The 21,708-nt window shown below is 64.9% G+C and carries 20 protein-coding genes; 10 read left to right on the forward strand and 10 right to left on the reverse strand.

What is annotated here, in order from left to right:
- Positions 1-39 precede the first annotated feature (39 nt).
- Positions 40-1,491 (reverse strand): NAD-dependent succinate-semialdehyde dehydrogenase, encoded by a 1,452-nt coding sequence (locus OW521_RS01965; protein WP_268022488.1) that lies wholly within the window; start codon positions 1,489-1,491, stop codon positions 40-42.
- Positions 1,492-1,688: 197 nt separating this feature from the next.
- Here OW521_RS01965 and OW521_RS01970 point away from each other — a divergent pair, with 197 nt between their 5' ends.
- The 4 genes from OW521_RS01970 to OW521_RS01985 are packed head-to-tail and all read left to right on the forward strand — an operon-like array spanning position 1,689 to position 5,309.
- Positions 1,689-2,558: a 3-hydroxyacyl-CoA dehydrogenase family protein gene (locus OW521_RS01970; protein ID WP_268022490.1), complete on the forward strand. Its 870-nt coding sequence runs from the start codon at positions 1,689-1,691 to the stop codon at positions 2,556-2,558.
- Entirely contained in the window at positions 2,555-3,973 is a 1,419-nt protein-coding gene (locus OW521_RS01975) for a carboxyl transferase domain-containing protein (protein ID WP_268022491.1), read from the forward strand. The genes OW521_RS01970 and OW521_RS01975 overlap by 4 nt, the downstream gene beginning before the upstream one ends.
- 31 nt (positions 3,974-4,004) lie before the next feature.
- Complete coding sequence (locus tag OW521_RS01980; protein WP_268022492.1) at positions 4,005-4,334, forward strand: hypothetical protein; 330 nt, start codon at positions 4,005-4,007, stop codon at positions 4,332-4,334.
- Positions 4,335-4,373: 39 nt separating this feature from the next.
- The gene (locus tag OW521_RS01985) at positions 4,374-5,309 is read left to right on the forward strand and encodes a VOC family protein (protein ID WP_268022493.1); all 936 of its coding nucleotides are present in this window, start codon (positions 4,374-4,376) and stop codon (positions 5,307-5,309) included.
- An 81-nt stretch (positions 5,310-5,390) separates the two neighbouring features.
- Here the strand turns inward: OW521_RS01985 and OW521_RS01990 are convergent, their stop codons facing one another.
- From OW521_RS01990 to OW521_RS02000, 3 genes are all read right to left on the reverse strand, one after another.
- Positions 5,391-5,819 (reverse strand): MaoC/PaaZ C-terminal domain-containing protein, encoded by a 429-nt coding sequence (locus OW521_RS01990; RefSeq protein ID WP_268022494.1) that lies wholly within the window; start codon positions 5,817-5,819, stop codon positions 5,391-5,393.
- Positions 5,820-5,868: 49 nt separating this feature from the next.
- The gene (locus tag OW521_RS01995; protein ID WP_268022495.1) at positions 5,869-6,408 is read right to left on the reverse strand and encodes an FAS1-like dehydratase domain-containing protein; all 540 of its coding nucleotides are present in this window, start codon (positions 6,406-6,408) and stop codon (positions 5,869-5,871) included.
- 75 nt (positions 6,409-6,483) lie between these two features.
- Positions 6,484-7,848: a VWA domain-containing protein gene (locus OW521_RS02000; RefSeq protein ID WP_268022497.1), complete on the reverse strand. Its 1,365-nt coding sequence runs from the start codon at positions 7,846-7,848 to the stop codon at positions 6,484-6,486.
- Positions 7,849-7,918: 70 nt separating this feature from the next.
- Here OW521_RS02000 and OW521_RS02005 point away from each other — a divergent pair, with 70 nt between their 5' ends.
- Positions 7,919-8,587, forward strand: a complete 669-nt coding sequence (locus OW521_RS02005) for an alpha/beta fold hydrolase (protein WP_268022499.1) — start codon at positions 7,919-7,921, stop codon at positions 8,585-8,587.
- Positions 8,588-8,619: 32 nt separating this feature from the next.
- Here the strand turns inward: OW521_RS02005 and OW521_RS02010 are convergent, their stop codons facing one another.
- Positions 8,620-9,516, reverse strand: a complete 897-nt coding sequence (locus tag OW521_RS02010; RefSeq protein ID WP_268022500.1) for an AAA family ATPase — start codon at positions 9,514-9,516, stop codon at positions 8,620-8,622.
- A gap of 168 nt (positions 9,517-9,684) precedes the next feature.
- Between OW521_RS02010 and OW521_RS02015 the strand changes: the two genes are divergently transcribed.
- On the forward strand, positions 9,685-10,812 hold the full coding sequence (locus tag OW521_RS02015) for an acyl-CoA dehydrogenase family protein (RefSeq protein WP_268022501.1): 1,128 nt from the start codon (positions 9,685-9,687) through the stop codon (positions 10,810-10,812).
- Between the two features lie 14 nt (positions 10,813-10,826).
- Positions 10,827-12,065, forward strand: a complete 1,239-nt coding sequence (locus OW521_RS02020) for an acyl-CoA dehydrogenase family protein (RefSeq protein WP_268022502.1) — start codon at positions 10,827-10,829, stop codon at positions 12,063-12,065.
- On the opposite strand, the gene OW521_RS02025 is transcribed toward OW521_RS02020, so the two are convergent.
- The 3 genes from OW521_RS02025 to OW521_RS02035 are packed head-to-tail and all read right to left on the reverse strand — an operon-like array spanning position 12,049 to position 14,926.
- Positions 12,049-13,122, reverse strand: a complete 1,074-nt coding sequence (locus OW521_RS02025; protein WP_268022504.1) for an alpha/beta fold hydrolase — start codon at positions 13,120-13,122, stop codon at positions 12,049-12,051. The two genes, OW521_RS02020 and OW521_RS02025, sit on opposite strands and share 17 nt — an antisense overlap.
- A 4-nt stretch (positions 13,123-13,126) precedes the next feature.
- Positions 13,127-14,617, reverse strand: a complete 1,491-nt coding sequence (locus tag OW521_RS02030; protein ID WP_268022505.1) for a class I adenylate-forming enzyme family protein — start codon at positions 14,615-14,617, stop codon at positions 13,127-13,129.
- A 9-nt stretch (positions 14,618-14,626) separates the two neighbouring features.
- On the reverse strand, positions 14,627-14,926 hold the full coding sequence (locus tag OW521_RS02035; protein WP_268022507.1) for a hypothetical protein: 300 nt from the start codon (positions 14,924-14,926) through the stop codon (positions 14,627-14,629).
- A gap of 182 nt (positions 14,927-15,108) precedes the next feature.
- Between OW521_RS02035 and OW521_RS02040 the strand changes: the two genes are divergently transcribed.
- Positions 15,109-17,262, forward strand: coding sequence for an acyl-CoA dehydrogenase (locus OW521_RS02040; protein WP_268022508.1), 2,154 nt, complete (start codon positions 15,109-15,111; stop codon positions 17,260-17,262).
- Between the two features lie 84 nt (positions 17,263-17,346).
- On the opposite strand, the gene OW521_RS02045 is transcribed toward OW521_RS02040, so the two are convergent.
- A complete protein-coding gene (locus OW521_RS02045; RefSeq protein WP_268022509.1) occupies positions 17,347-18,567 on the reverse strand; it encodes a CaiB/BaiF CoA transferase family protein in 1,221 nt (406 codons plus the stop codon).
- A gap of 270 nt (positions 18,568-18,837) precedes the next feature.
- Between OW521_RS02045 and OW521_RS02050 the strand changes: the two genes are divergently transcribed.
- The gene (locus OW521_RS02050) at positions 18,838-19,248 is read left to right on the forward strand and encodes a Zn-ribbon domain-containing OB-fold protein (protein ID WP_268022510.1); all 411 of its coding nucleotides are present in this window, start codon (positions 18,838-18,840) and stop codon (positions 19,246-19,248) included.
- Positions 19,245-20,390, forward strand: a complete 1,146-nt coding sequence (locus OW521_RS02055; RefSeq protein ID WP_268022511.1) for a thiolase family protein — start codon at positions 19,245-19,247, stop codon at positions 20,388-20,390. Before OW521_RS02050 ends, OW521_RS02055 begins: the two co-directional genes overlap by 4 nt.
- A 224-nt stretch (positions 20,391-20,614) precedes the next feature.
- Here OW521_RS02055 and OW521_RS02060 read toward each other — a convergent pair whose 3' ends face one another.
- Positions 20,615-21,640, reverse strand: a complete 1,026-nt coding sequence (locus OW521_RS02060; protein ID WP_268026106.1) for an enoyl-CoA hydratase/isomerase family protein — start codon at positions 21,638-21,640, stop codon at positions 20,615-20,617.
- Between the last annotated feature and the right edge of the window lie 68 nt (positions 21,641-21,708).

The raw sequence follows: 21,708 nt of genomic DNA on the forward strand, positions 1-21,708 counted from the left end.
CCTGGAGGCTCCACAGCATGTTGGTATGGACCGCGCGGTTCACACCGTCATGCCAACAAGCTTCACGTCCAGGTACTCGTCGATTCCCTGGGCCCCACCCTCCCGGCCGATGCCGCTGTTTTTCACCCCACCGAACGGTGCTGCCGCGGAGGTTGGGTTGATGTCATTTATGCCGACGATACCGAACCGCAGTCTTTCCGATACCCTCGTGGCCCGGGCCAGATCCGTGGTGTACACGTAGGATGCCAGGCCGTATTCGGTACTATTTGCCATCCGGATAGCCTCGTCCTCGTTGTCGAAGGGGATGACCGCGGCTACGGGACCGAACGTCTCCTCGGTGTAGATCTCCATGTCCGGGGTGACGTCGGCGAGCACGGTTGGAGCAAAGAAGTTTGTTCCGGTCAGGCCGTCGACGCTCACCCTGCTGCCGCCGGTCAGCAGTCGAGCACCCTTGCCCCGGGCATCGGCGACATGTCGTTCCATCTTCTTGGTGGCGGCGGAATCAATGAGCGGACCGATACTGACCCCGTCCTGGTGGCCGGCACCCACGGTGAGCCGACTGGCCCGTTGTGTGAACGCCTCGAGGAAGCGCTCGTAGCCGGATCTGTGGACGTAAATACGGTTTGGGCAGATGCATGCCTGTCCCGTGTTGAGGAACTTCGCCAGGACCGCACCCTTGGCCGCGTGGTCTATGTCCGCGTCTTCGAACACGAGGAAAGGCGCATGTCCGCCCAGCTCCAGGGAAACTCGCTTCATGGTCGACGCGGCGCGGGATGCGAGTCCCTTGCCCACGGCCGTAGAACCGGTAAACGTCAGCTTGCGGACGTCGCGGGACTCCAACAGAACACCTCCAACCGCTTCGGCGTCTGCCGTGGTGATGAGGTTTACCACTCCAGGAGGAAACCCGGCTTCTTCGAAGATCTCGAACATGGCAATGGCGCACAGGGGTGTCTGCTCGGCCGGTTTGAGCACAACGGTGCAGCCAGCCGCAACAGCCGGGGCGACCTTCCGGGCAATCATGGAAATCGGGTAGTTCCACGGCGTGATGGCAGCGACAACGCCGACCGGGTGACGCAGCACGGTCAGTCGCTGATTGGCGCGCGCCGAAGGAATCGTGGTGCCGTAGACCCTCTTGGCCTCTTCAGCGAACCAGCTGAGGAAGTCGGCCCCGTAAAGGACTTCGTTCTTCGCCGCTCTCAGCGGTTTACCCTGTTCCAGCGTCATCAACGCTGCGAGCTCATCCGCACGGCGGAGCATGATCCGGTGGGCCCGTTCCAAGGCTGCGGCCCGCTGGTACGCCGTCTGGTTTGCCCAGCCTTCGAAGGCCGCAGAGGCGGCGGCCACAGCGGCTCGGGCGTCGGCCGCATCGCCGTCGGACGCCCTCCCGATAACGGATTCCGTGCTCGGATCCAACACATCGAACAAAGAGCCGTTCGCTGCCGACGTCCATTCTCCGTTGATGAATAACGTCCGATCATCTTCTCGGGTCACCGCGAACAACCTTTCCCTGCGCCATTACTGGCAATCTGTTATCGTGTGCTTTACAGTAACACTTACTGGTGAGGCATTACCAGAGAATTAGCACCGGGCCAAGACAGCCTGATCATCACCCCGCGGCTCTTCAGCACGCTGCAGGCAACCGTCCCGCCGGTGCGGTCATGAGATACCCCCGAAGGAGAAAACGGCAAATGCAGATCAAGCGAGTGGCAGTTGTAGGGTGTGGCACCATGGGTGGCGGTATTGTTCAGACCGCGGCCCAGAACGGCTTCCAGACCGTGGGGGTTGAAACGTCCGAGCAGGCTGCGGAAGCCGCCCGCGCCCGAATCGCAGCGGGTTTGAACCGTTCCTTCACCCGGGGAAAGATCACCGAAGCCCAGCGGGACTCGGCCTTGGCCAACTTCACCGTCAGCTCGGACCTCTCCGACATCACTGACGCGGACCTGGTCATCGAGGCCGTCTTCGAGGACGTGGAACTGAAGAAGGAGATCCTCGGCCGGATCGACAAGCTCGTCGCCCCCGAAGCCTTCATCGCCTCCAATACCTCTACGATTCCGTTGGTCATCCTGGCCGCGGCGACGACCCGGCCGGAGCAGGTAGTCGGAGCGCATTTCTTCAATCCCGTGCCGTCCATGAAGCTGGTTGAGGTCATCAAGACGCCGGTGACCCTGCCCGAGAATGTCCAAACCTTTGTCGACTTCGCCAAGGCGCTGGGCAAGAGCCCCGTCGTCGTCAATGATGTCCCGGGGTTCATCGGCAATCTGCTGATTGTCCCCTACCTCACTGATGCGATCCGCGCCTTTGAACGCGGCGTCGCCGATATGGAATCGATCGACGAAGTGATCAAGCTGGGCTTCAACCACCCCATGGGCCCCTTCGCACTAAGCGATTTGATTGGCCTGGATATCGTTCACGATATGGCCGCATCCATGTACGAGGAGTACAAGGACCCGCGCTACTTTCCACCGACCCTGCTGAAGCAGTATGTGCGCCTGGGCTGGCTGGGACGCAAGACCGGGCGCGGCTTCTACACGTATGACGAAAACGGCGCGCGGTCGTGACGCAGGTTAGTGAACGGCTCGCCGAAGCTGCCGTGTCCCTCTCCTTCGCCGAAGAGTGGGATACGGACCTGCGGTCCAACAATCCGCTTTCGTTTGTGGGGTACGAACCACCGCGTGCAGAAGAGGAATCCGTCCGGGCAGGCCTTGTGGAGGGTGAGCTGGGTTCCTACGTTCTGATTTCCTGCGATTTCAGCAAATCTGGCGGCACCATGGGTGCCGTCGCCGGCGAGCGGATCGTCCGCGCCTACCGCCGGGCCACGGAACGCGGACTTCCCGTTGCCCAGCTGGTCGGCAGTGGCGGTGCGCGCCTGCAGGAGGGCATGGTCTCCCTGGTGCAGATGGCCCGCACTTCTTCGGCCGTTTCTGCTCACCGTGCGGCCGGACTCATGAGCGCCAGTGCCCTCCGCTCCCCTACCACCGGCGGTGTCTACGCTTCGTGGGCCTCCCAATCCGATGTCCGCACCGCGTCTCCTGCGGCCGTAATCGGATTCGGCGGACCCCGCGTGGTGGAACAGGTAACGGGCTCGCTGCCGCCCAAGACTTCGCATACGGCGGAATCGGCTTACCGCCACGGGCTCATCGACGCAATTACCCCCCTCACCGACCAGCGCACGTGGTTGGAGCAGGCGCTGGGGGTGACCGCGGCGCCGCCGCTTCAGGTCACCGCGGCGGCTCCCACGGGCTCCACGGCTCAACACACCGACGCCTGGCAGCTGCTGCAGGAAGTCCGCTCCCCTTTCCGTCCGTCCGGACTGGACTGGGCCGCCTGGCTGACGGATTCATGGGTTGAGCTGCGGGGCAGCGATCCGCGTATCCGTGCCGGGCTAGCCACCATGGACGGTCAGCGGCTGGTTGTCATCGCCATGAACCGGGCACGGTCGGAAGGGGAACACGCCCTCGCCGGGCCAGCGGCCTTCCGGTTGGCCCAGCGCGCGATCGAGCTTGCACGACGGCTGGGGTTGCCTCTGTTGACCATCATCGACACCCCGGGCGCGGACCCGTCCGCCCCCTCCGAGGCGGACGGTCTGGCGCGCGAGATTTCGGGGACCATCGGTGCGATGGCTGCGCTGCCAACCGTCAGCGTCGCGCTTTGTGTCGGCGAAGGCGGAAGCGGCGGTGCGATGGCGCTCGCCCACGCAGACAGTTTCCTGATGCTGAACGGCTCGGTCTTCTCCGTGATTGGACCGGAGTCGGGCGCCGCCGTGCTCTACCGGGACAACACCCGGGCGGCCCAGTTGGCCCGCGATCTGAAGATTTCTGCCGCGGACCTGTTCAGCATGGGGGCTATCGACGCCGCCCTGCCGGAGTCGATTCCGGCGGTTCGGGCCGCCGTGCTCAACGCGATCACAACAACACCGGCGGGCAAACGAAATGTCCGTGTCGACGTGCTTACCGCGCGCGCGCTGGCTATCTAGCCTCGCGCCTTCATCAGAAAAGGATCCGACCATGGCGAAATCATTGTTCATTGCCCTCACCAGCCCCGCTAGTGCCGACAGCGTGGAGGACTTCACCACTTGGTACGAAGAAACCCACATTCCCGAAGTACGTGCCGTCATTCCATCCGTCACCGAAGTTAGCCGTTATGTACTGGCTGGAGCCGACACCGCCGGAAACGAAATACCGCGCTTTCTGGCGGTTTATGAGATTGACGACGCCGACCCCACCGCGGCAGAAGCCGCCCTCGGTGCAGCCATGGAGGCCGGCCGGCTCACCATGACCAGCGCACTGGACGGCACCGTCAATCCCCCTGTCCTGCAGTTTTTCCGGGGCATCTAGCCGGCGCATACACGAATCACCACAACCGAGGAGAACCAGATGGAAAAGATAGTCAAGAAAACCGGTGATCACGGCATCGGCCTCATGATCCACATGGTCCACATGACCGACGATGTCCCCGCGCTGAACGCCTTCTACGAAGACGTCTTCGGCGGACTGATGTACATGGGAGTCGACGAACCCAACTTCCTGCCCGTGGAAGACCGGCTGGCCGGACTGCTCATGGTCTCGGACCTCTGCGTTGAAACCATGGCACCGAAGTTGCCGGTCAACGTGGAGAAGCCGGTCGGCAAGTTCTACGCCAAGTTCGGCCACCACCTGCACTCCGTGGGCTACAAGGTGGACGACCTCGAAGCGCTGGGCAACCGCCTGATCAACCAGGGCGTATACATCGGCAAGCCGGGCGGCGGAAAGCTCGACGTCATGGATCCGGACGAGATGTACTTCTACCCGAGCCCGCGCGACACCGCCGGCCTGATGGTGGAACTCTGCCGTATTGACATGCCCAATGATCCACGCCAGAACGAGACCTGGACCTCCCAGGTCAAGCTGTGGCGCACCCACCCTCTGACCATCGAGCGCCTGAGCTACATCACGCTCGGCGTCAAGGACCTCGAGGCTGCCGTGCACGCCTACGTCGATGTCATGCAGGCCGTTCCGGTAGACAAGGGAATTGACGGAGATACGCAGTTGCAGTACCAGACGGTCCAGCTCGGCGACAGCCTGCTCCAGCTGGCACAGCCGCTCGAAGATAGCTCCCCACTCGGCAAGCATGTCGCCAAGTGGGGCAATATGATCTACAGCGCGACGTTCAAGATCACTGACATCGATTCCGCCGAGAAGTGGCTCAAGTCCAAGGGCGTCCGGACCACCCGGATCCGCCCCACACTGCTGGCGGCCAACCCTGAGGACACCTTCGGCGCACCGTACTTCTTCAGCGTTGAAGACATCCTGAACGATCCCTTCGCCGGCTGACCTGCCCGGAGACAAAACGGCGGCGGCAGGACCCCTACGGTCCTGCCGCCGCTTCTGTTCGCCCGGTTGTTGGTCTGCTACCTAAAACCGGTGAGGTGCCAACTGCACCGTGGCCTTGCCCGGGGCAAGCTTCGCCCCGGATTCGTCCACGGTCCAGAGTTCCAGCTCCGCGTACTGCCCGTCCGCCTCGTCCCGCACCGCAGTGACAGTGCCGTGGGCGGTCACCGTTCCCTTGAGGTTTGGTTTGCGGAATTGGCAGGACAGTTCCACGATCCGGGCATCGTCCCCTGCCCAGTCCCGTACCAGGTTGTGCAGGTACGACCACTGAAGGTTGCCCATCCCGAAGGAGCCCGGCTGCCCGGCCGCCTTTCCGGCCTCGTCGTCCATGTGAATCGGTACGAATTCATCATTGACGGCCGCGAACCTGTTCCAGGCCGCAAACCCTGTTTCGCGCACAAAGGGACCGAGCTTATCGCCGACGCGGACCGTACGTACGTTGGTATCAGTCATGTGGTACTCCCTGCTTCTTGTTCATTTGTAAGTGGAGCCGTGTCCACGGCTAGTAGCGGATCAAAGTGAAGACGGTGCGCTTCACCAGCTCGTCATTCTGGTTGGTCCACACATCCTCGGTGGTGCTGAGCAGCATCTTTCCCAGCGACCCGGAGCGCTCGGTGTAGCTGCCGAGCCGGGACACGCTGGTGATGACGTCGCCGGGGCGGATGCGCGCTCCGTAGGAAGTGCTGAGCCCGCCGTTCATCTGGAAGCCCAGGCCGGGGCCCTGGATGCCCACCGTCCGCTCCGTTTTGTCCGGGTCATTCGCATCGATCGGCTCGGTGGCGGCCGAGCTCTGCGCGGCCACGGCCCAGGCGAACGGATTGAATTCCTCCGGAGCCACGATTCCGCCGTGGACCGTCGCGGCCGCGTAGCCGGGATCGGTGAACAGTGCTGGCGGCTCTGCCGGCCAGTACACCGCGATGGCCCATCTGCGGATATCCGATTCGGAGACGGGGAAGCTGGTCCGGCGTCCCATTTCGCGTCCCACGGCCGCTTCCATCGCTGCCGAGATGTTACTGTCAACTTCCTTGACTGTTTCAGTCATACCCTGCTCCTGTCGTGATTCATGATGCGGTGGTTGGTCTTTGGTATGGCCGAGCGGCGGAGGGTGCCGTCCGGCTCAGGCGAGCGACTCGACGAAGTTCTTCAGGTCGTTGATGTTGCGGCACTCGAACACTCCGTCGCAGTGCTCGGCATATTCGGCCACGACTGAATCGCCTTCGTTCCAGCTGACTCGCCGCTCGGGGTTCAACCAGAACACCCGGGCCGCGCGCCCATGCAGCCCGGCGAGGACCTCGGCGTGCGGCTCGCGGTAGTTCCCGCGGGCATCGCCAAGCAGCAGGACGGTGGTGCGCGAGTCGACGGCGTCGGCGTACTTCTCCTGGAACAACTGAAGGGCGTGGCCGTAGTCGGAGCGGCCGTCGAACCAGAAGCCGCGGCGTTCGTTGTTGATCCGCGCCGATGCGTCCCGGATCGTGGGGCCGGCGGTCAGCAGGTCCGTCACCTCGTCCATCCCGTCGATGAAGACGAAGGAGCGCAGCGAGGAAAACCGCGTCTGCAGCGCAGAGGTCAGCTGCAGGGTGAACTGCGCGAACGTGGCTACGGACCCGGAGATGTCAGCGATGACCACCAGCTTGGGCTTGCACGGACGCGGCTTGCGCAGGTGGAGCCGGATAGGGACACCGCCGGTGGACAGGGAGTCCCTGATGGTCGCCCGGAAGTCGAGGTGAGCGCGGCCGCTGCGCCGGCGCTTGGCGGTCAGCGCGTGGCCCAAGGCCCGCCCCAGGGGGTCCACCACCCTCCGCATGTGCTCAATGACGGGGGTCGATGCCGTCAGGAAGTCCGCGTCCGCCGGCAGCGGGGTGCGCAAGGTGGCCGCAACGGCTTCCGCGCCGCGGTCCTCCACAAGACGCCGCCGCACTTCGGTTTCGACCATCCGCTCGAAGCCGACGACGGCCCGGCCCGCACGCTCGCGGGCCAGCCGCAGGCTCAGCGACCGGGTGGGACCTTCGGCCGGTGGGTCCAGGGCCACTACATCGTCCGCCAGGGTATCGGCCTGGACCGAACGCAGGGCTCGGAAGACGTAGAACGTGCCCGCCACCGCCCGGCCGGGTTGTATGCCGGCATTGCGGTCCACAATCACCCGTGCCACCTCGCGCATGGCCGAGGTGCCGTCCTTGGCGAGTGACTGGAGCAGGATCCTCCGCAGCTCGTCGTCGGGCAGCTGCTCGAACAAACTCTCGCCGTCGGCTAGCCGCCTCCCCTCGGCATCATTCCGGGGCCAGAACAGGTCAAAGACAATGCCGAAGGCGTCTTGGTGGGGAACGGACTTGGCCAGGCAAGCGCCGACGGCGGCCCTCACGGCCTCGCGGTCCGCCAGCGGAACCGTGCGCAGGCTCCGGGCCGCGTCGATCAGTTCGCTGGTGGACACGGGGACGTTCATGCGGCGCAGTTCCGCCGCCACCCCTTCAATCACGTCCAGCATCGATCCACCCTTTCAAGGGATTTACGGTAATACATACCGAGCTACTTACAGTTTGTTCTAAACTTCGGGCATGAAACCAAAAATCGTGTTTGTCCATGGACTGGCCTCGAACTACGAATCCACTTGGGCCCGCTACGGCTGGCCGGAGCTCATCGAAGATCTGGGCGGCGAAGCGGTTCCGTTCGAGCTTCCCGGCCACGGCACCTCGCCCATTGAACCGGGCGACGACGACGCCGCCGTCGACGGCCTTCTCGCCTTCGCCGCCGAGAACGACGCGGACACCGCCGTCGGATTCTCGGCCGGTTCGCTGCTCCTGCTGCGCGCCGCGGCCCGGAAGCCCGACGCCTTTGCCCGACTGGTCCTCACGGGCGTGGGTGACGGAATGTGGAACGGCGGCGAGGGCCTGCGCCGCATCGCCGACGCCTTCGAGTCCAGTGAACCCATCGCGGATCCGGGCCTGCGGATGCTGGCCACGATCGCCCGCGCTGCCGGCAACGATCCCAAAAAGGTCGGCGCCTTCACCCGAGGAGTGCCGCGGCAGCCCTCCCCCGAGGCCCTGCGCGCCATCGAAGCCTCTGTACTGCTCGTCCTCGGCGACAAGGACGACGTCGGTCCCGCCGATGCGCTGCTGGGGAACCTGCCGACGGCGCGCCTGGCGAGCCTTCCCGGGACCGACCATTACAAGACTCCCTCGGATCCGCGGGCGTTCGACGCGGTTTCGCGATTCCTGTCCGAGTAGCCGGACCGCAGCCGGCCGGGCCGCCTGCGTGCTCACGAGCCGCCGATGCCCAGTTCGGCGGTGGCCCGTTCGATGTCGCTTCGGTGCTTGAGCAGCACCGGCAGGTGCTCGACGACGGCACCGGCGTCGAGCTCTTCGATGCCGAACAGCGCCAGGGTCCGGGCCCAGTCGAGAGTCTCGGAGACTGACGGGCTCTTCTTCAGCTCCATCGCGCGCAGCGATCCGACCGTCGCGCTGATCTGGCCGGCAAGGAAGTCCGAGATGCCGGGAACCCGCGACGCCACGATGTCACGCTCGCGGTCCATATCCGGGTAGCCCATATGCAGGAAAAGACAGCGCCGCTTCAGCGCTTCGGACAGCTCGCGGTTGTTGTTGGACGTCAGGAAGACCAGCGGACGCTGCGCGGCGGCCACGGTGCCCAGTTCCGGGATCGAGACCTGGAAATCGGACAGGATCTCGAGCAGGAGCGCCTCAGTCTCGACATCCAGCTGGTCAACCTCGTCGATGAGCAGTACCACGGGCCCCTCGGCCCGGATCGCCGCCAACAGCGGGCGCTCCAGCAGGAACTCCTCCGAGAAAACGTCTGCAGTCCTGTCCTGCGCTGCGGAGGACTCGGACGCCTGGATGGCCAGAAGCTGCTTGCGGTAGTCCCACTCATACAGAGCCCGCGATTCATCCAGCCCCTCGTAGCACTGCAGCCGGATGAGCCGGGCCCCTGTCATGGCGGCCACAGCCTTGGCAAGCTCGGTCTTGCCCGTGCCGGCGGGGCCCTCCACCAGCACCGGCTTCTGGAGCGCCGCGGCAATGTAGACGATGTTAGCCGTGGCAGCATCCGAGAGGTAGCCCTGTTCGGCCAGCGCCTGCCTGACCTGGCCGGCCGAGACCAACGCTTCCGTACTCCCGGTATCGATCACCGTTGTGTCGCTCATCCCAGACTCCCGCTCCAGCTATCGCCATTGGTTAACGTTTGATATACCGTTTAGCTTACCGTAAGCCGTTTGACATCGCGAGGGTTCGGGCGCATCCTGTTTTACGGCGACCTATGTGAGTCCGGCGTTGCCGGGACCAAGAACCACTTCGATACAGGAGGATCCGTGATGACGGTAGACACCGCGGCGGAACAGAAACTGTTCCGCGACACCACCGCTGATTTCATTTCAAGTGAAACCCCGCTGGCGATTCTCCGCGCGCTGAATGCGAGCGGAGAATCGTTCAACCGGGAGTGGTGGCAGCGTGCCACCGAGATCGGTTGGGCCACCCTGCTGGTGCCGGAGGAACTCGGCGGCGGCAGCGTCTCGGGCGAAGGAGTCCGCGACCTCGTCGAGGTAGCCACGGAACTCGGCAAATCGGTGGGACCGGGACCACTGCACCCGGTGAATGTTGTCCTGGCCGGACTGGTTGATGCCACCGACGGCCCCGACCACGGCGAGCTCGTCGACGCGCTCGTGTCCGGGGCCAGCATCGCAACCTGGGCGGTGTACGAACCCGGGTCCCCGTGGAATCCGACAGCACCGAGCCTGACGGCTTCGGCTTCCGGCGCCGGCTATGTGCTCAGCGGCGTGAAGGACCGCGTCGAAGCGGCTCCGCAGGCCGACGTTTTCTTGGTCACTGCCTCAACCGAAAGCGGTCCGCTGCAATTCATCGTCACCACCAGTTCCCCCGGCGTCAGCATCGAACTTTCCGGCTCGCTGGACTCCGTCAAGCAGTACGGCAGGGTGACCTTCGACAATGTGGAGGTATCCGCCGACGCCGTGGTCGGAAGCACCGCTTCAACGGCCGCGCTGATCGAACGGCAGGGCCAGATTGCCAACCTGCTGCAGGTTGCCGAGACCGTCGGCGCCCTCGACACGGTCTTCAACTTCACCGTCCAGTGGGCATTCGACCGATATTCCTTCGGCCGCCCGCTGGCCTCCTATCAGGCCCTCAAGCACCGTTTTGCGGATATGAGACTGTGGATCGAGGCCAGCCGCGCCACACTCGACGGCGCGACCCAGGCCGTCCAGGACCGGGCGGACAACGCGCCTTACGTGGTCAGCGTGGCCAAGTCTTATGTCGGCCAGCGCTCCGTCGAAATCGTCCAGGACGCCGTCCAGCTCCACGGCGGGATCGGTGTGACCTGGGAACACGATCTCCATCTCTTCCTCCGCCGGGTCACCGTGAACCGCCAGCTCTTCGGAACCCCCGGCGAACACCGCCGCCTCATTGCCTCCCAGCTCGGTCTGTGAAAGGAAACAACATCATGACGGAAACGGCTATCGAGACTGTTGAAGAATTCCGCCTGAGGGCCAGGACCTGGCTGGCGGCCAATGTGGCGCGCGTCGACCCGGAGGCCCCGCCGCCGTCGTCCGGTGACGACGACGCCGAATGGCTGCACGCGCGCGAGTTGCAGAAGCGGCTTTACGCCGGCGGTTTTGCCGGCATCTGCTTCCCGAAGGAATATGGCGGCCTGGGGCTGTCGCACGAGTACCAGGAGGCCTTCACCGAAGAAGCCGACGGCTACGAGATGCCACTGCTGCTGAACATCCCGACCTTCAGCATCTGCGCCCCGACCATCCTTGACATGGGCAGCGAGAAGCAGAAGAAGGAACACCTCGGCGCCGCTATCCGGGGTGACGAGGTCCTGGTCCAGTTTCTGTCCGAGCCCAGCGGTGGATCCGACCTTGCCGGCGTCCTGACACGGGCGGACCGCGACGGCGACGAGTGGGTCATAAACGGCGCCAAGATCTGGAGCACAAGCGCCTATGCCGGCGACTACGCACTGTGCCTGGCCCGGACCGACTGGAACGCGCCCAAGCACCGCGGCTTGACTATGTTCCTGATGAAGATCGATTCCCCCGGTGTTGATCTGCGCCGCATCAAGCAGGTCAACGGTTCGACCGAATTCTGCGAGGAGTTCTTCGACAACGTGGTGCTGCCAGCGGACGCCGTTGTCGGAGAGGTCAACGACGGCTGGACAGTCGCGTCCCGCCAGCTGTTCCACGAGCGCACCGCCGTCGGCGGCGGCTCGCAGTACACTAGCGGCCGTGGCGTGCGGGACACCCGCAAGGCATCCGACGACTTCGTGGCGCTGGCCAGGGAAACCGGCCAGGCGGACGATGTCCACGTCCGCGAACTCGTGGGCCAGGCCTACGCCCACCGCACCGTGCAGGAACAGCTGATCAAGCGCGTCGCGGCCGCCGTCGCGAGCGGCGAATTACCCGCTCCGGCCATGTCCCTGATCCGCCTGTTCCACGCTGAAACGGACTGGCTGAACACCGACATCGGGCTAGAACTGGCCGGCAGCTACGCCGTGGCAGGACCTGTGGGCCGCGGACCGCTGGAGCTGGGCACCGGGTACCTCTCCCGCCAGGCCGCCAGCCTAGGCGGCGGCAGCTCGGAGATGTCCCGCAACCTCATCAGCGAGCGTCTGCTCCAGATGCCGCGCGAGTACGCCGCTGACCGCGACGTGCCGTTCAGCGAGGTCAAGCACAGCGGCTGACCCGCGGCACGAACGAATGGCAGGCCCGCTCCGGCAGGCCTGCCATTCGTTCGTCTGTGGTCAATTGTTCAGGGCCATTTGTGAGGGCGCCGCCGTCGAATCCCTGCACGGCGCAGCAGACACAGGAAGACCGCCTGTTGCGGCAGGGGCCGTAACAGGCGGTCTGTGCGTCGGGGACGCTAGGAGGCTCCGGGCCTCTGTTGTGGCGTGTCTTCAAGCTGGTCCAGGAACGCCCCCACTGCATCGGCGAAACGGTCGTTGTCATCCCCGGCGACCATATGCCCGGCATTCTCCACCTCGACGACGGCGCTCTCTTGGAGTGCGTCCTGAAGTTCTTCGATTCCCGAAGCGTCGACGACGTCCGAGAGCGCCCCCCAACGATCAGTACGGGAACCTTGATCTTCGCGGCCAGCCGCAGCAAGTGTTCCGGATCAGGTGCGCCCGACTCCCGGTCGGCGCGCGTCATCATGGCCGGATCCCAGTGCCAGTACCATCGGCCGTCCTCGGACAGGCGCACGTTCTTGCGCATCCCCTCCGGGTTCGGCCGCCGCTTCCGGCCCGTGTAGGCAGCCACCGCTTCCGAGGCTTCCATCAAAGAGCCGAAGCCGCCCAGGTGGCCGGTCATGAACGCCCGGATGCGCTTCACTCCCGCGAGGCTGGTGCGCGGGACGATGTCGACCAGAACCAAGGCCCGGGCAAGTTCCGGATTCTCTGCCAGGGCCGTGAGTGCCGTGAGCCCGCCCATGGAAGCGCCGACCAGCACTGCTCCTTCTCCGAGTTCCCCTATGACCCGCCGAAGATCCGCCGCATGGGCCGGCAGTCCGTAGTCCGCACTGCGCGACCATGAACTGTCGCCGTGTCCGCGCAGATCTAGCGTCGTGCAGGTCCACCCCCGGGCAGCAAGTTTCTCCGCCGTCGCCCCCCACGAATGCCTGGTCTGGCCACCTCCGTGCAGGAAGACGACGTGGCGCGGCGGACCTGACGGGTCCGCGGCGGTCCACTGCTCGCCGGCGATTACGACGTCGCCGCAGTCAAAGTTCAGCTGCCTGCCGGCCATCTCCTCACCTGGCCGCTTCCATGGTGAGCGACCGCACCAAATCGCGACGCAGGATCTTGCCTGTGGGCGTTGTCGGCAACTCGGGGACGAAGTGCACCAAATCCGGGGTCTTGGAACTGCGCAGCTGCGAGCGGACCCAGTCTTTAAGCTCGTCCCCTTCCTCCGTGCGGCCCTCTTTCAGGACAACGAACGCGCCGATGCCCTGGCCCCATTCCTCGTGCGGAATCGCGGCGACGGCAACTTCGGCCACCGCCGGGTGCCGTGCAAGGACGTCTTCGATTTCCGCAGGGGCGATGTTCTCGCCGCCCCGGATGATTGTGTCATCCGAGCGGCCCTGAACGAAGATGAAACCCTCTTCGTCTACATGCCCAAGGTCGCGGGTGTGGAACCAACCCGCGGAATCGACCAGGCTTCCGGACTCCTTGTATTCCCCGGCAATCTGCGGGCCGCGGACGACGATGTCGCCGACCACGTCCGGGGCACACGGCTGGCCGAAGGGATCATGGATCTCGATTTCGACTCCGGGCAGCGCCCGGCCAACTGATGCCAGGCGGGCCCGGACATGCGGGTCCTCGCTGGCCAAGGCGTCGCGGTGGTCCTCAGGTCCGAGCACGGCAATCGATGATGCCGTCTCGGTGAGTCCGTAGGCGTTGACGAATCCGGTGGCGGGGAACAGGCGAAGGGCGTCGGCCAGGACGGTGGCAGAGATCTTGGCGCCGCCGTAGGACAGCCCGCGCAGGGTGCCGGGGCCAAGGGTTCCGCGCTTGTCGAGTTCGCGCACAATCCGGACGAGCATCGTCGGAACCACCATGGCATTGGTGATCTGTTCCTTGGTGACAATATCCAGCCAGTCGGCAGCTGTGAAATGGTCCAGATAGACCACCCGGCGGCCGGCATAGAGGTTGGAGATCAGGTTCGCCACAGCCGCGATGTGGTACGGCGGAACACAAACAATCGTTGCATCACCAGGTTCGGCCGAGGCAAACTCGACGGAGCCGAGCACATAGGACGTCAGGTGGCGGTGGCGCAGCACAGCGCTCTTCGGCGCCGCCGTGGTTCCGCTGGTCATCAGGAGGACAGCGATGTCCTCGCCGTCGGCCCCGCTCGGGCCGTGGGGGGCGCCGCCGGGTGCCGCACGGTTCAGGAACTCCTCGAGGGAGACCGCTCCGTGCCCGATCCGCATCGGGTCGTCGCTGATGAGGAAGGGTTTGGGCTGCCGGGCCAGGATCTCGTCAATCTGGTCCGCACTGAGCCGGTAATTAAGCGGCAGGAAGGGCACACCGGCATAGGCCGCTGCGAACAGGGCGACAGGAAATGCCGGACCGTTTCCTCCCAGATAGACCACTGTCTGGGACCCGGCATCCTGAATCAGCTTGGCACCGGCGCTCGCCCGCGCACGCAGCTCTTCTCCCGTGAGTCCCTGCTCTTTGCTGCCGATCAGCACGGTCTCACCGTTTCCGGAAGCGACCATCTCAAGCAATGTCGTGAGATTCATCTGTCCCCCTCAGTCCGACGCAGGGAGAGCTTTGGCTGCCTTCAGCGACAGCTCCCGCCCGTCGAAGCTCAAGGGGCCGGCACCTGGCTTGACCACCAGCACTTCAACACCGGATTCCGTATCGGTATAGCGCTTGCCAACAGGCAGGATGCTCCCGCCCGCGTCACCTGATGCGGGCTGTGCCGGGGTTTCCGTAACCATCTGCCCGCCGGCACACAACAGCGTGCCCTCCGCCTCGGTCCCCCGAACCACCACAACTTCGCAGCCGGAGGCGGACGTGCGCAATTGGCTTCCTGTCTTCAACGCCATCGAATTTTCTCCTTTTGAGTCACCGGGAACGCTTAGCAGTCTCCACTAAATTGTTTACCGTAAGCCATACCGTACCACTATACTGGGGTTTGCACGACGGGTTCTTTTGTACGCGTTTTCGGGAACCCCGGCGCAGCCGCGCCGACACGAATCACACACTAAATCTGTTCTTAGGAGAGCACATGGGTCTGGCGATCAATGAAGAGCACCAGCAGCTGGCTGAGGTAGCCCGGGTCTTCCTGAAGGATGCAGACGCCCACGGCGTTGTCCGGGGCGCCTTGGACGGAGACATGTCCGGTTTCGGCCAGCTCTGGTCGGGGATGGCCGAGCAGGGCTGGCAGGGTCTGCACCTTCCCGAAGAATACGGCGGCGAGGGGTTCGGCATCCCCGAGATTGCCATCGTTGTGGAGGAACTTGGCCGGACCCTGGCCACTGGAGCATTCACGGCCACCGTCGTTACCTCGGCGGTCATTGCTGCCCTGGGTTCCGACGAGGTCCGGTCCGGGCACCTGCCCGGACTGGCCGACGGCGGCACCGTAGGGTCCATAGGGCTGAGAGGATCACTGATCCGAAGCGAAGATTCGTATACCGGATCCACCGGTCCGCTGATCGGCGGACAGCTGGCATCGCTCGGCCTGTTCATTGCCGGCGAGGATGCAGTCCTGGTTCCGCTGGACGCCCCGGGTGTGACTGTCGCCCCAGTCCAGTCCTTTGACCCCACCATGGCCGTCGCCGAGGCCCGGTTTGAGGATCTGTCTGCCGCTTCCGTTGCCATTTTCTCCGGTGGCGCGCGTCTTGTCCGGCAGCTGGCCCGCACACTGGCCGCCGCCGAAGCCGCCGGCGCAGCCCGCGCTTCGCTAGACCTTGCGCTGGATTACGCGAAGATTCGCCATCAGTTCGGCCGAGCCATCGGCTCGTTCCAGGCAATCAAGCACCATCTGGCCAATATGTTAGTGCAGTCCGAGCTGGCCGTGGCCGCGGTCTGGGATGCGGCGCGGACAGGAGTCACCGATCACCAGGCGGAGCTTGCAGCCGACGCGGCTGCCGCCGCGGCGTTCAAGGCGCTGATCTTCAACGCCCAGCAGAGCATGCAGATCCACGGCGGAATCGGCTTCACCTGGGAACACGACGCCCACCTCTACATGCGCCGCAGCCGAGCCCTCCCCGCACTGCTCGGCCCCGAGCACGTCCTCAGCGACGCCATCTACGACCGCATTGCCACCGGCGAACACCGCAAGTTCACCTTGGACCTTCCGGAGGAAGCCGAGGAGTTCCGCGCTTCGTCCCGCGCCTTCCTTGCGAGCTACCGCTCGACACCGGAATCGGAGCGCCGGGAACTGCTCGCTTCCTCCGGATATCAGGTCCCGCACTGGCCACCCCCCTTCGGCCGCGGCGCGGGCGCAATCGAACAGCTCGTCATCGAAGAAGAACTCGTCGACGTCGAACTGCCCAACCTAGGTATCGGCGGCTGGGTTCTGCTCACGCTGGTGCAGCAGGCCAACCCCGAGCAGATCGAACGATGGATTCCGGCCAGCCTGCGCGGCGAGCACCAGTGGTGCCAGCTGTTTAGCGAGCCCGGCGCCGGCTCGGATGCGGCAGCCGTCAGTACTCGCGCCGTCAAGGTCGATGGCGGCTGGAGAGTCAACGGGCAGAAAGTGTGGACCAGCGGCGCACAGGACTGCAGCCGCGGCCTGGCGACGGTGCGCACCGACCGTGACGCCCCCAAGCACAAGGGCATCACGGCTATGGCGGTGGATATGCACGCCCCCGGCGTCACTGTCCGGCCGCTGCGCGAAATCACCGGAGAATTCCTCTTCAACGAAGTCTTCTTCGATGACGTGTTCATCCCCGACGCCGATGTAGTCGGTGCCGTCAACGAGGGCTGGACCGTGGCCCGGGCAACCCTGGGCAACGAGCGCGTCTCCATTGGCGCAGGCAGTCGGGAGGGCCTGACCGCCCAGTCGCTCACTGACATCCTCGCCAAGGAGAATCTGGCCGACGACGCCTCGTTCACCCGCCAGGTCAGCGAGCTGATCGTGGAGGAGCATGCGATGCGCCTGCTGAACCTCCGCAGCGTGGTCCGGGCCGTCATCAACGCCGGGCCGGGACCGGAGGGCAACCTCAGCAAGCTGTTGTCGGCCGAGCATGCCCAGCGCGTATCGGAGCTGGCGATCAAAGCAGGCGGTGCGACGGCAATCGTGGGCGGCCACGCGGAGACCACCTTCGAGTATCTCTTCGACCGCGCGCTGACCATCGCGGGCGGAACCTCGGAGATCACCCGGAACGTGATCGCCGAACGCCTCCTCGGCCTCCCGAGGGATCCGCTGAACAAATAGCGGGAAACAGCCTCAAGAGGAAAGGGGCGGCAATCCAAAGATTGCCGCCCCTCCTACGTTTGGGTCAGTGAGCCCCTAGGTCAGTTAGAGGACTGCGCCGGATTCCTTGGCAGCGGCGATCTCTTCGCTGCCCAGACCGAGTTCGAGCAGGAGCTCGACGGTGTGTTGACCGTGTCCGGGTGCCCGGCCGACGGGTTCCGCCGATTCACCGAATTGGATAGGCGGGGCGACCAGCCGGTATTCGTTGCCGTGAGGATCGGCAGAGCCGACCAGGTAGCTGTTGGCTGTGGCCTGGGGATCGGAGAGCACTTCCCGTGGGGACGCGATGACGGACCATACGCCGGGCTCGTCCTTGAGCGCCTCGGCCCAGTGATCCACGTTCTCCGAAGCGAAAGTCTCCTGCAGCAGCTTGATCGCTTCGTCGCCGTTGGCAACGAGGTTCTGTACCGGAGTGAACCGCTCGTCCACGGCCAGGTCGATGCGGCCGATCCGGACGCAGAAGCCGGCCCAGAACTTGTCCGGCTGGAGGAAGACCAGCTGGATCCAGCGGCCGTCCTTGGTCCTGTACGCATTCACCACCGGGTTCATAGCCTTACCTGGTGCGGCCTTCGGGATCCGGTCGATGTCGAAGAATTCGGCCGCGACGATGTCCGGGGCCATGGTCCACATACCCTGGGCCAGCAGGGACACATCCACGGTGGTCGCCTCGCCCGTACGTTCCCGGTTGTACAGGGCACCGAGCACGCCGCCGGCGAGGGTCAGGCCGCTGGGCAGATCGCCAAACGCTGGTCCCTGGCTCATCGGGTATTCGCTGTCGGCCGCGGTCATGGCGTACGAGACACCGCTGCGGGCCAGGTAGCTGGCCGCGTCGAAGCCGCCCTTGTTGCGGTCCGGGCCGCGCGTGCCCTGGCCGGTGCCGCGGGCAACAATGATGTCGGGGTTGATGGCGCGAACCTGCTCAAGGCTGAGGTTTGCGCGCTCCAGCGGGCCGGGCAGCCAGTTGGTCAGGAAGACGTCGGCGGTCTTGAGCAGCTTGACGAGAAGGTCGTGGCCCACCTCTGACTTCAGGTCCAGGGCCACGCTGCGTTTGCCGCGGTTGCCGATCTCCAGCATGTAGTCCGCATCGACGTTTGCTTTGTCCTTGCTCAGGCCGGATACGACCAGATAGCGGCCCGGATCCCCGCCACGGGTATCTTCGACTTTGATGACGTCGGCACCCCAGTCCGCGAGCGCAGCGCCAGCTGCCGGCACGAATGTCCAGGAACTCAGTTCAATAACCCTGATGCCTTCAAGGATCTTTGTCATGTCAACCTCTCACTTCGGCTCCGCACTGGGCGGGACGTAGGACTCCGCCGTTGGGGTCCATTCAATACCGTAACCCTTACCGTTACACTTACGCTAGTCCCCGGCAAGGCAACAGTTCCCGGACGCTGCCGCGGTACACGATCGTTCCAAAAAGGCTTCCCGTATGATAAACAGTATCCGGGAGCCGAAGCTCGACGATGACTCGGCGTTCCGCGAAAACTACGTGAGGTCAATCGATCGCACAACGAAGGGGTGACAATGGAAAAGCCAATGCCTGTACCCGACAGTTACAGCGCCTTCTACTGGGAACATGCGGCCAAGGGGCAGCTCGCGATCCAGGGTTTTGAAGGCAGCGATTACGTCCAGTACCCGCCCAACGCCGTCGCCGAGACACCGGACGTGGACGGGGCACCGATTCCCGTCGTCGTCGCCGGAACCGGCGTCCTGTACACCTACACCGTGCTTCATCAGGTGTTTCACCCGGCCTGGGCCGACTCGGTTCCCTATGTCATCGGACTGACTGAGCTCAGCGACTACCCCGGGGTCCGGATTCTGACCAACATTGTTGAGGCCGATCACGACAAACTGCGATCCGGCATGCCCATGGAAGTCACATTTGAAGAACGCGGGACAATGCGGCTGCCGCAGTTCCGCCCGGCAGAAATTGGAGACCGCGCATGAGCGCCGGACGTGCAACCGCCATTGTTGGAGTGGGGTACTCGCCCGTCTTCCGCGAGAAGGGAATCGACAGCCGGCCGCTGGCCGCCCAGGCAGCAAAGCAGGCAATAGCCGACGCCGGCCTCAACTCCGCGGACATTGACGGCATCTTCGAATATCCCGGCCTGCCGAACGAAGTATCAATCGCCATGCAGCGCATGCTCGGCATCCAAAACCTTGCCTCCTTCGGAGACTATGCCGGCTCCGGTCCCTCCGGGATGGCTGCCGCCCTGGGCGCCCACATGGCGGTCGCCTCCGGCGCCTGCGACGTGGCACTCGTGTACCGCTCCATCAGCCGGGAATGGGGTCAGCAGAGCGGACAGGTGGTGTTCCCGCCCGCCGATGGTCCCTCGCAGTACCAACTGCCTTACGGCGTCGCCGGCGCCGTCATCCCGGTCATGGGGATGAAGAAGCAGCGGCGGATTGCCGAGTTGGGCGGCAGCGAAGAGGACTACGGCTACATCTCGATCAATGCCCGGAAATGGTCCGCCCTGAACGAGCGTGCGGCGCTGCGTCAGGAGATTACGATGGACGACTACCTCTCTTCACGGTACGTAGCCGAACCCTTGCGACTGCTCGATTGCGACTATCCCATCACAGGAGCATGCGCCGTCATCATTACGACGGCCGAGCGCGCCGCCAGCCTGCAACAGAAGCCGGTGCTGATTGATTCGACGTCCTTGGGCACTGGCTCGAGGCCGGACTGGACCTTCACGGACGATTTCATTTTCGGCGGCACCCGGGATGCCAGCGACTTGCTCTGGAAGCGTTCCTCGGTGTCCCCCGCCGACGTGAACGTCGCCCAGCTGTACGACGGCTTCACGCACATCGCCATTTCATGGGTGGAGGCCCTGGGACTGTGCGGCATCGGGGAATTCGGCGACTGGGTGGACGGTGGCCGCACCATTGGTCCCGGCGGGTCCATGCCGATGAACACCACCGGCGGCCAGCTGGCCGAAGGCCGCATGCATGGGCTGAGCTTCGTGGCCGAGGCCGTGCTGCAACTCCGCGGCCAGGCCGGCGCTCGCCAGGTTCCGGACGCGAACGTGTCCGTCGTCGCCAACGCCCACGGCCCGCAGTGCGGCGCTATGGTTCTCACCACCTAGCCACACCATATAGTCTCCCGCCGCCGGTATGGACGTGATCCTGCTGGCGCCGGGCTCCAAACCAGCACTACCCCGAACGCCCGGCCGGAGACTTCCGGCCGGGCGTTCGGCGTGCCCGGCGGCCGAGGGATCCGCGGACAGGGCCTCGGGGGCTCAGGGCCTGCTTTCAATCCCGTCGATCAGGCCCCACCGCAGTGCCGTCGCCGCGTCCAAGGTGGCCCCGCTTACGCACAAGTAGAAGGTCCGCCAGCGGCCGATCCGCCGCGGAAGGCTCGTCGCCCCCCGGCTGCGGGGATCAGCCCCATGCCCACTTCCGGCAACCGGAAAAGCGTGTCCGGATCGGCGATCACCCGCCCGGCCAGTGCCGGGATTTCAATGCCTGCTCCCACGCAGTGTCCATGAAGACGGACCTCCGTCCGCCCTGCCAGCACATGCATCAGCCGTCCGGCACCACCTCGAGTCCGGATCAGATGGGCCGTCGCCGGATCCGGCGTCGTGCCGAACTCAGCCAGGTCCCCTCCGGCGCAGAATGACGGGCCGGCCCCGTCCAGCACCAGGTGGCGGACCGAGGGATCTGCAACGGCCACCTCCAGCGCGGCCACTAGCGCATCCCTGACTTCGGCCCCGTAGGCATTGCGCCTTTCGGGACGGTTCAATGTCACTATCAGGCGGTCGCCCTCACGCCGGATGAGGACGGCGTCGTGGGGAGCCGGCAGCGGCAGCGGCCGCGGTCCGCGGTGCTCCAGCCAGCGCCGGAATTCCGAACCGCCCAAAAGCGTGGAATAGGCCAGGGATTCGACATCCAACGCTGCCGGCACTGGCAGGGTTTCGGATGCCCTCAACGTCTGGCCGAGAATCATAGATGCCTGCGGATTCGCCCGCACGCGGGCGCAAAGCGCCTGCAACGCTTCCTCGGGGTTCACGGCCGGGACGACGGCCAGCGGTACGGTGGCTTCATCCCGCATCGCTGCGCTGCTGGCTGGCCCGATGGTGGCGTCAAACGCCCACAGCAGTTCCTGCAGTGCCGGCGAGGCCGCCTCGTTCGGTGCAGCCGACAAGATCCCGACCAGCAGCCTGCTGCCCTCGCGGGACCTGGCCGCCGCGCTTGTCAGCACCGCCTCATCAGCCGCCGGGTCGATGCGGACCACGATGAGCGGAGAATCCACTTCGCCGGCGCCCGATAACAGGGGGTAGTCCGCCTCTCCGTCGGCGAGTCCCTCGACAGTAATCCAGTCCGAATCCACAGCCATCACCGAATAACACCGTCCACTGTTTGAGATACCGTAGGAGCAACTAGTGACCTAGCGTAACATCAATG

The sequence above is a fragment of the Arthrobacter sp. MMS18-M83 genome, assembly GCF_026683955.1.
In the GTDB taxonomy this organism is placed as follows: Bacteria; Actinomycetota; Actinomycetes; order Actinomycetales; family Micrococcaceae; genus Arthrobacter.

Coding starts and splice junctions, on each gene's coding strand:
- OW521_RS02050 (WP_268022510.1), top strand. CDS start 18,838: ATGCCTGTACCCGACAGTTACAGCGCCTTCTACTGGGAACATGCGGCC.
- OW521_RS01995 (WP_268022495.1), bottom strand. CDS start 6,408: ATGACTGAAACAGTCAAGGAAGTTGACAGTAACATCTCGGCAGCGATG.
- OW521_RS01970 (WP_268022490.1), top strand. CDS start 1,689: ATGCAGATCAAGCGAGTGGCAGTTGTAGGGTGTGGCACCATGGGTGGC.
- OW521_RS02035 (WP_268022507.1), bottom strand. CDS start 14,926: ATGGCGTTGAAGACAGGAAGCCAATTGCGCACGTCCGCCTCCGGCTGC.
- OW521_RS01980 (WP_268022492.1), top strand. CDS start 4,005: ATGGCGAAATCATTGTTCATTGCCCTCACCAGCCCCGCTAGTGCCGAC.
- OW521_RS02055 (WP_268022511.1), top strand. CDS start 19,245: ATGAGCGCCGGACGTGCAACCGCCATTGTTGGAGTGGGGTACTCGCCC.
- OW521_RS02040 (WP_268022508.1), top strand. CDS start 15,109: ATGGGTCTGGCGATCAATGAAGAGCACCAGCAGCTGGCTGAGGTAGCC.
- OW521_RS02005 (WP_268022499.1), top strand. CDS start 7,919: ATGAAACCAAAAATCGTGTTTGTCCATGGACTGGCCTCGAACTACGAA.
- OW521_RS02045 (WP_268022509.1), bottom strand. CDS start 18,567: ATGACAAAGATCCTTGAAGGCATCAGGGTTATTGAACTGAGTTCCTGG.
- OW521_RS02000 (WP_268022497.1), bottom strand. CDS start 7,848: ATGCTGGACGTGATTGAAGGGGTGGCGGCGGAACTGCGCCGCATGAAC.
- OW521_RS01990 (WP_268022494.1), bottom strand. CDS start 5,819: ATGACTGATACCAACGTACGTACGGTCCGCGTCGGCGATAAGCTCGGT.
- OW521_RS02030 (WP_268022505.1), bottom strand. CDS start 14,617: ATGAATCTCACGACATTGCTTGAGATGGTCGCTTCCGGAAACGGTGAG.
- OW521_RS02015 (WP_268022501.1), top strand. CDS start 9,685: ATGACGGTAGACACCGCGGCGGAACAGAAACTGTTCCGCGACACCACC.
- OW521_RS01985 (WP_268022493.1), top strand. CDS start 4,374: ATGGAAAAGATAGTCAAGAAAACCGGTGATCACGGCATCGGCCTCATG.
- OW521_RS02010 (WP_268022500.1), bottom strand. CDS start 9,516: ATGAGCGACACAACGGTGATCGATACCGGGAGTACGGAAGCGTTGGTC.
- OW521_RS02025 (WP_268022504.1), bottom strand. CDS start 13,122: ATGGCCGGCAGGCAGCTGAACTTTGACTGCGGCGACGTCGTAATCGCC.
- OW521_RS02020 (WP_268022502.1), top strand. CDS start 10,827: ATGACGGAAACGGCTATCGAGACTGTTGAAGAATTCCGCCTGAGGGCC.
- OW521_RS02060 (WP_268026106.1), bottom strand. CDS start 21,640: ATGGCTGTGGATTCGGACTGGATTACTGTCGAGGGACTCGCCGACGGA.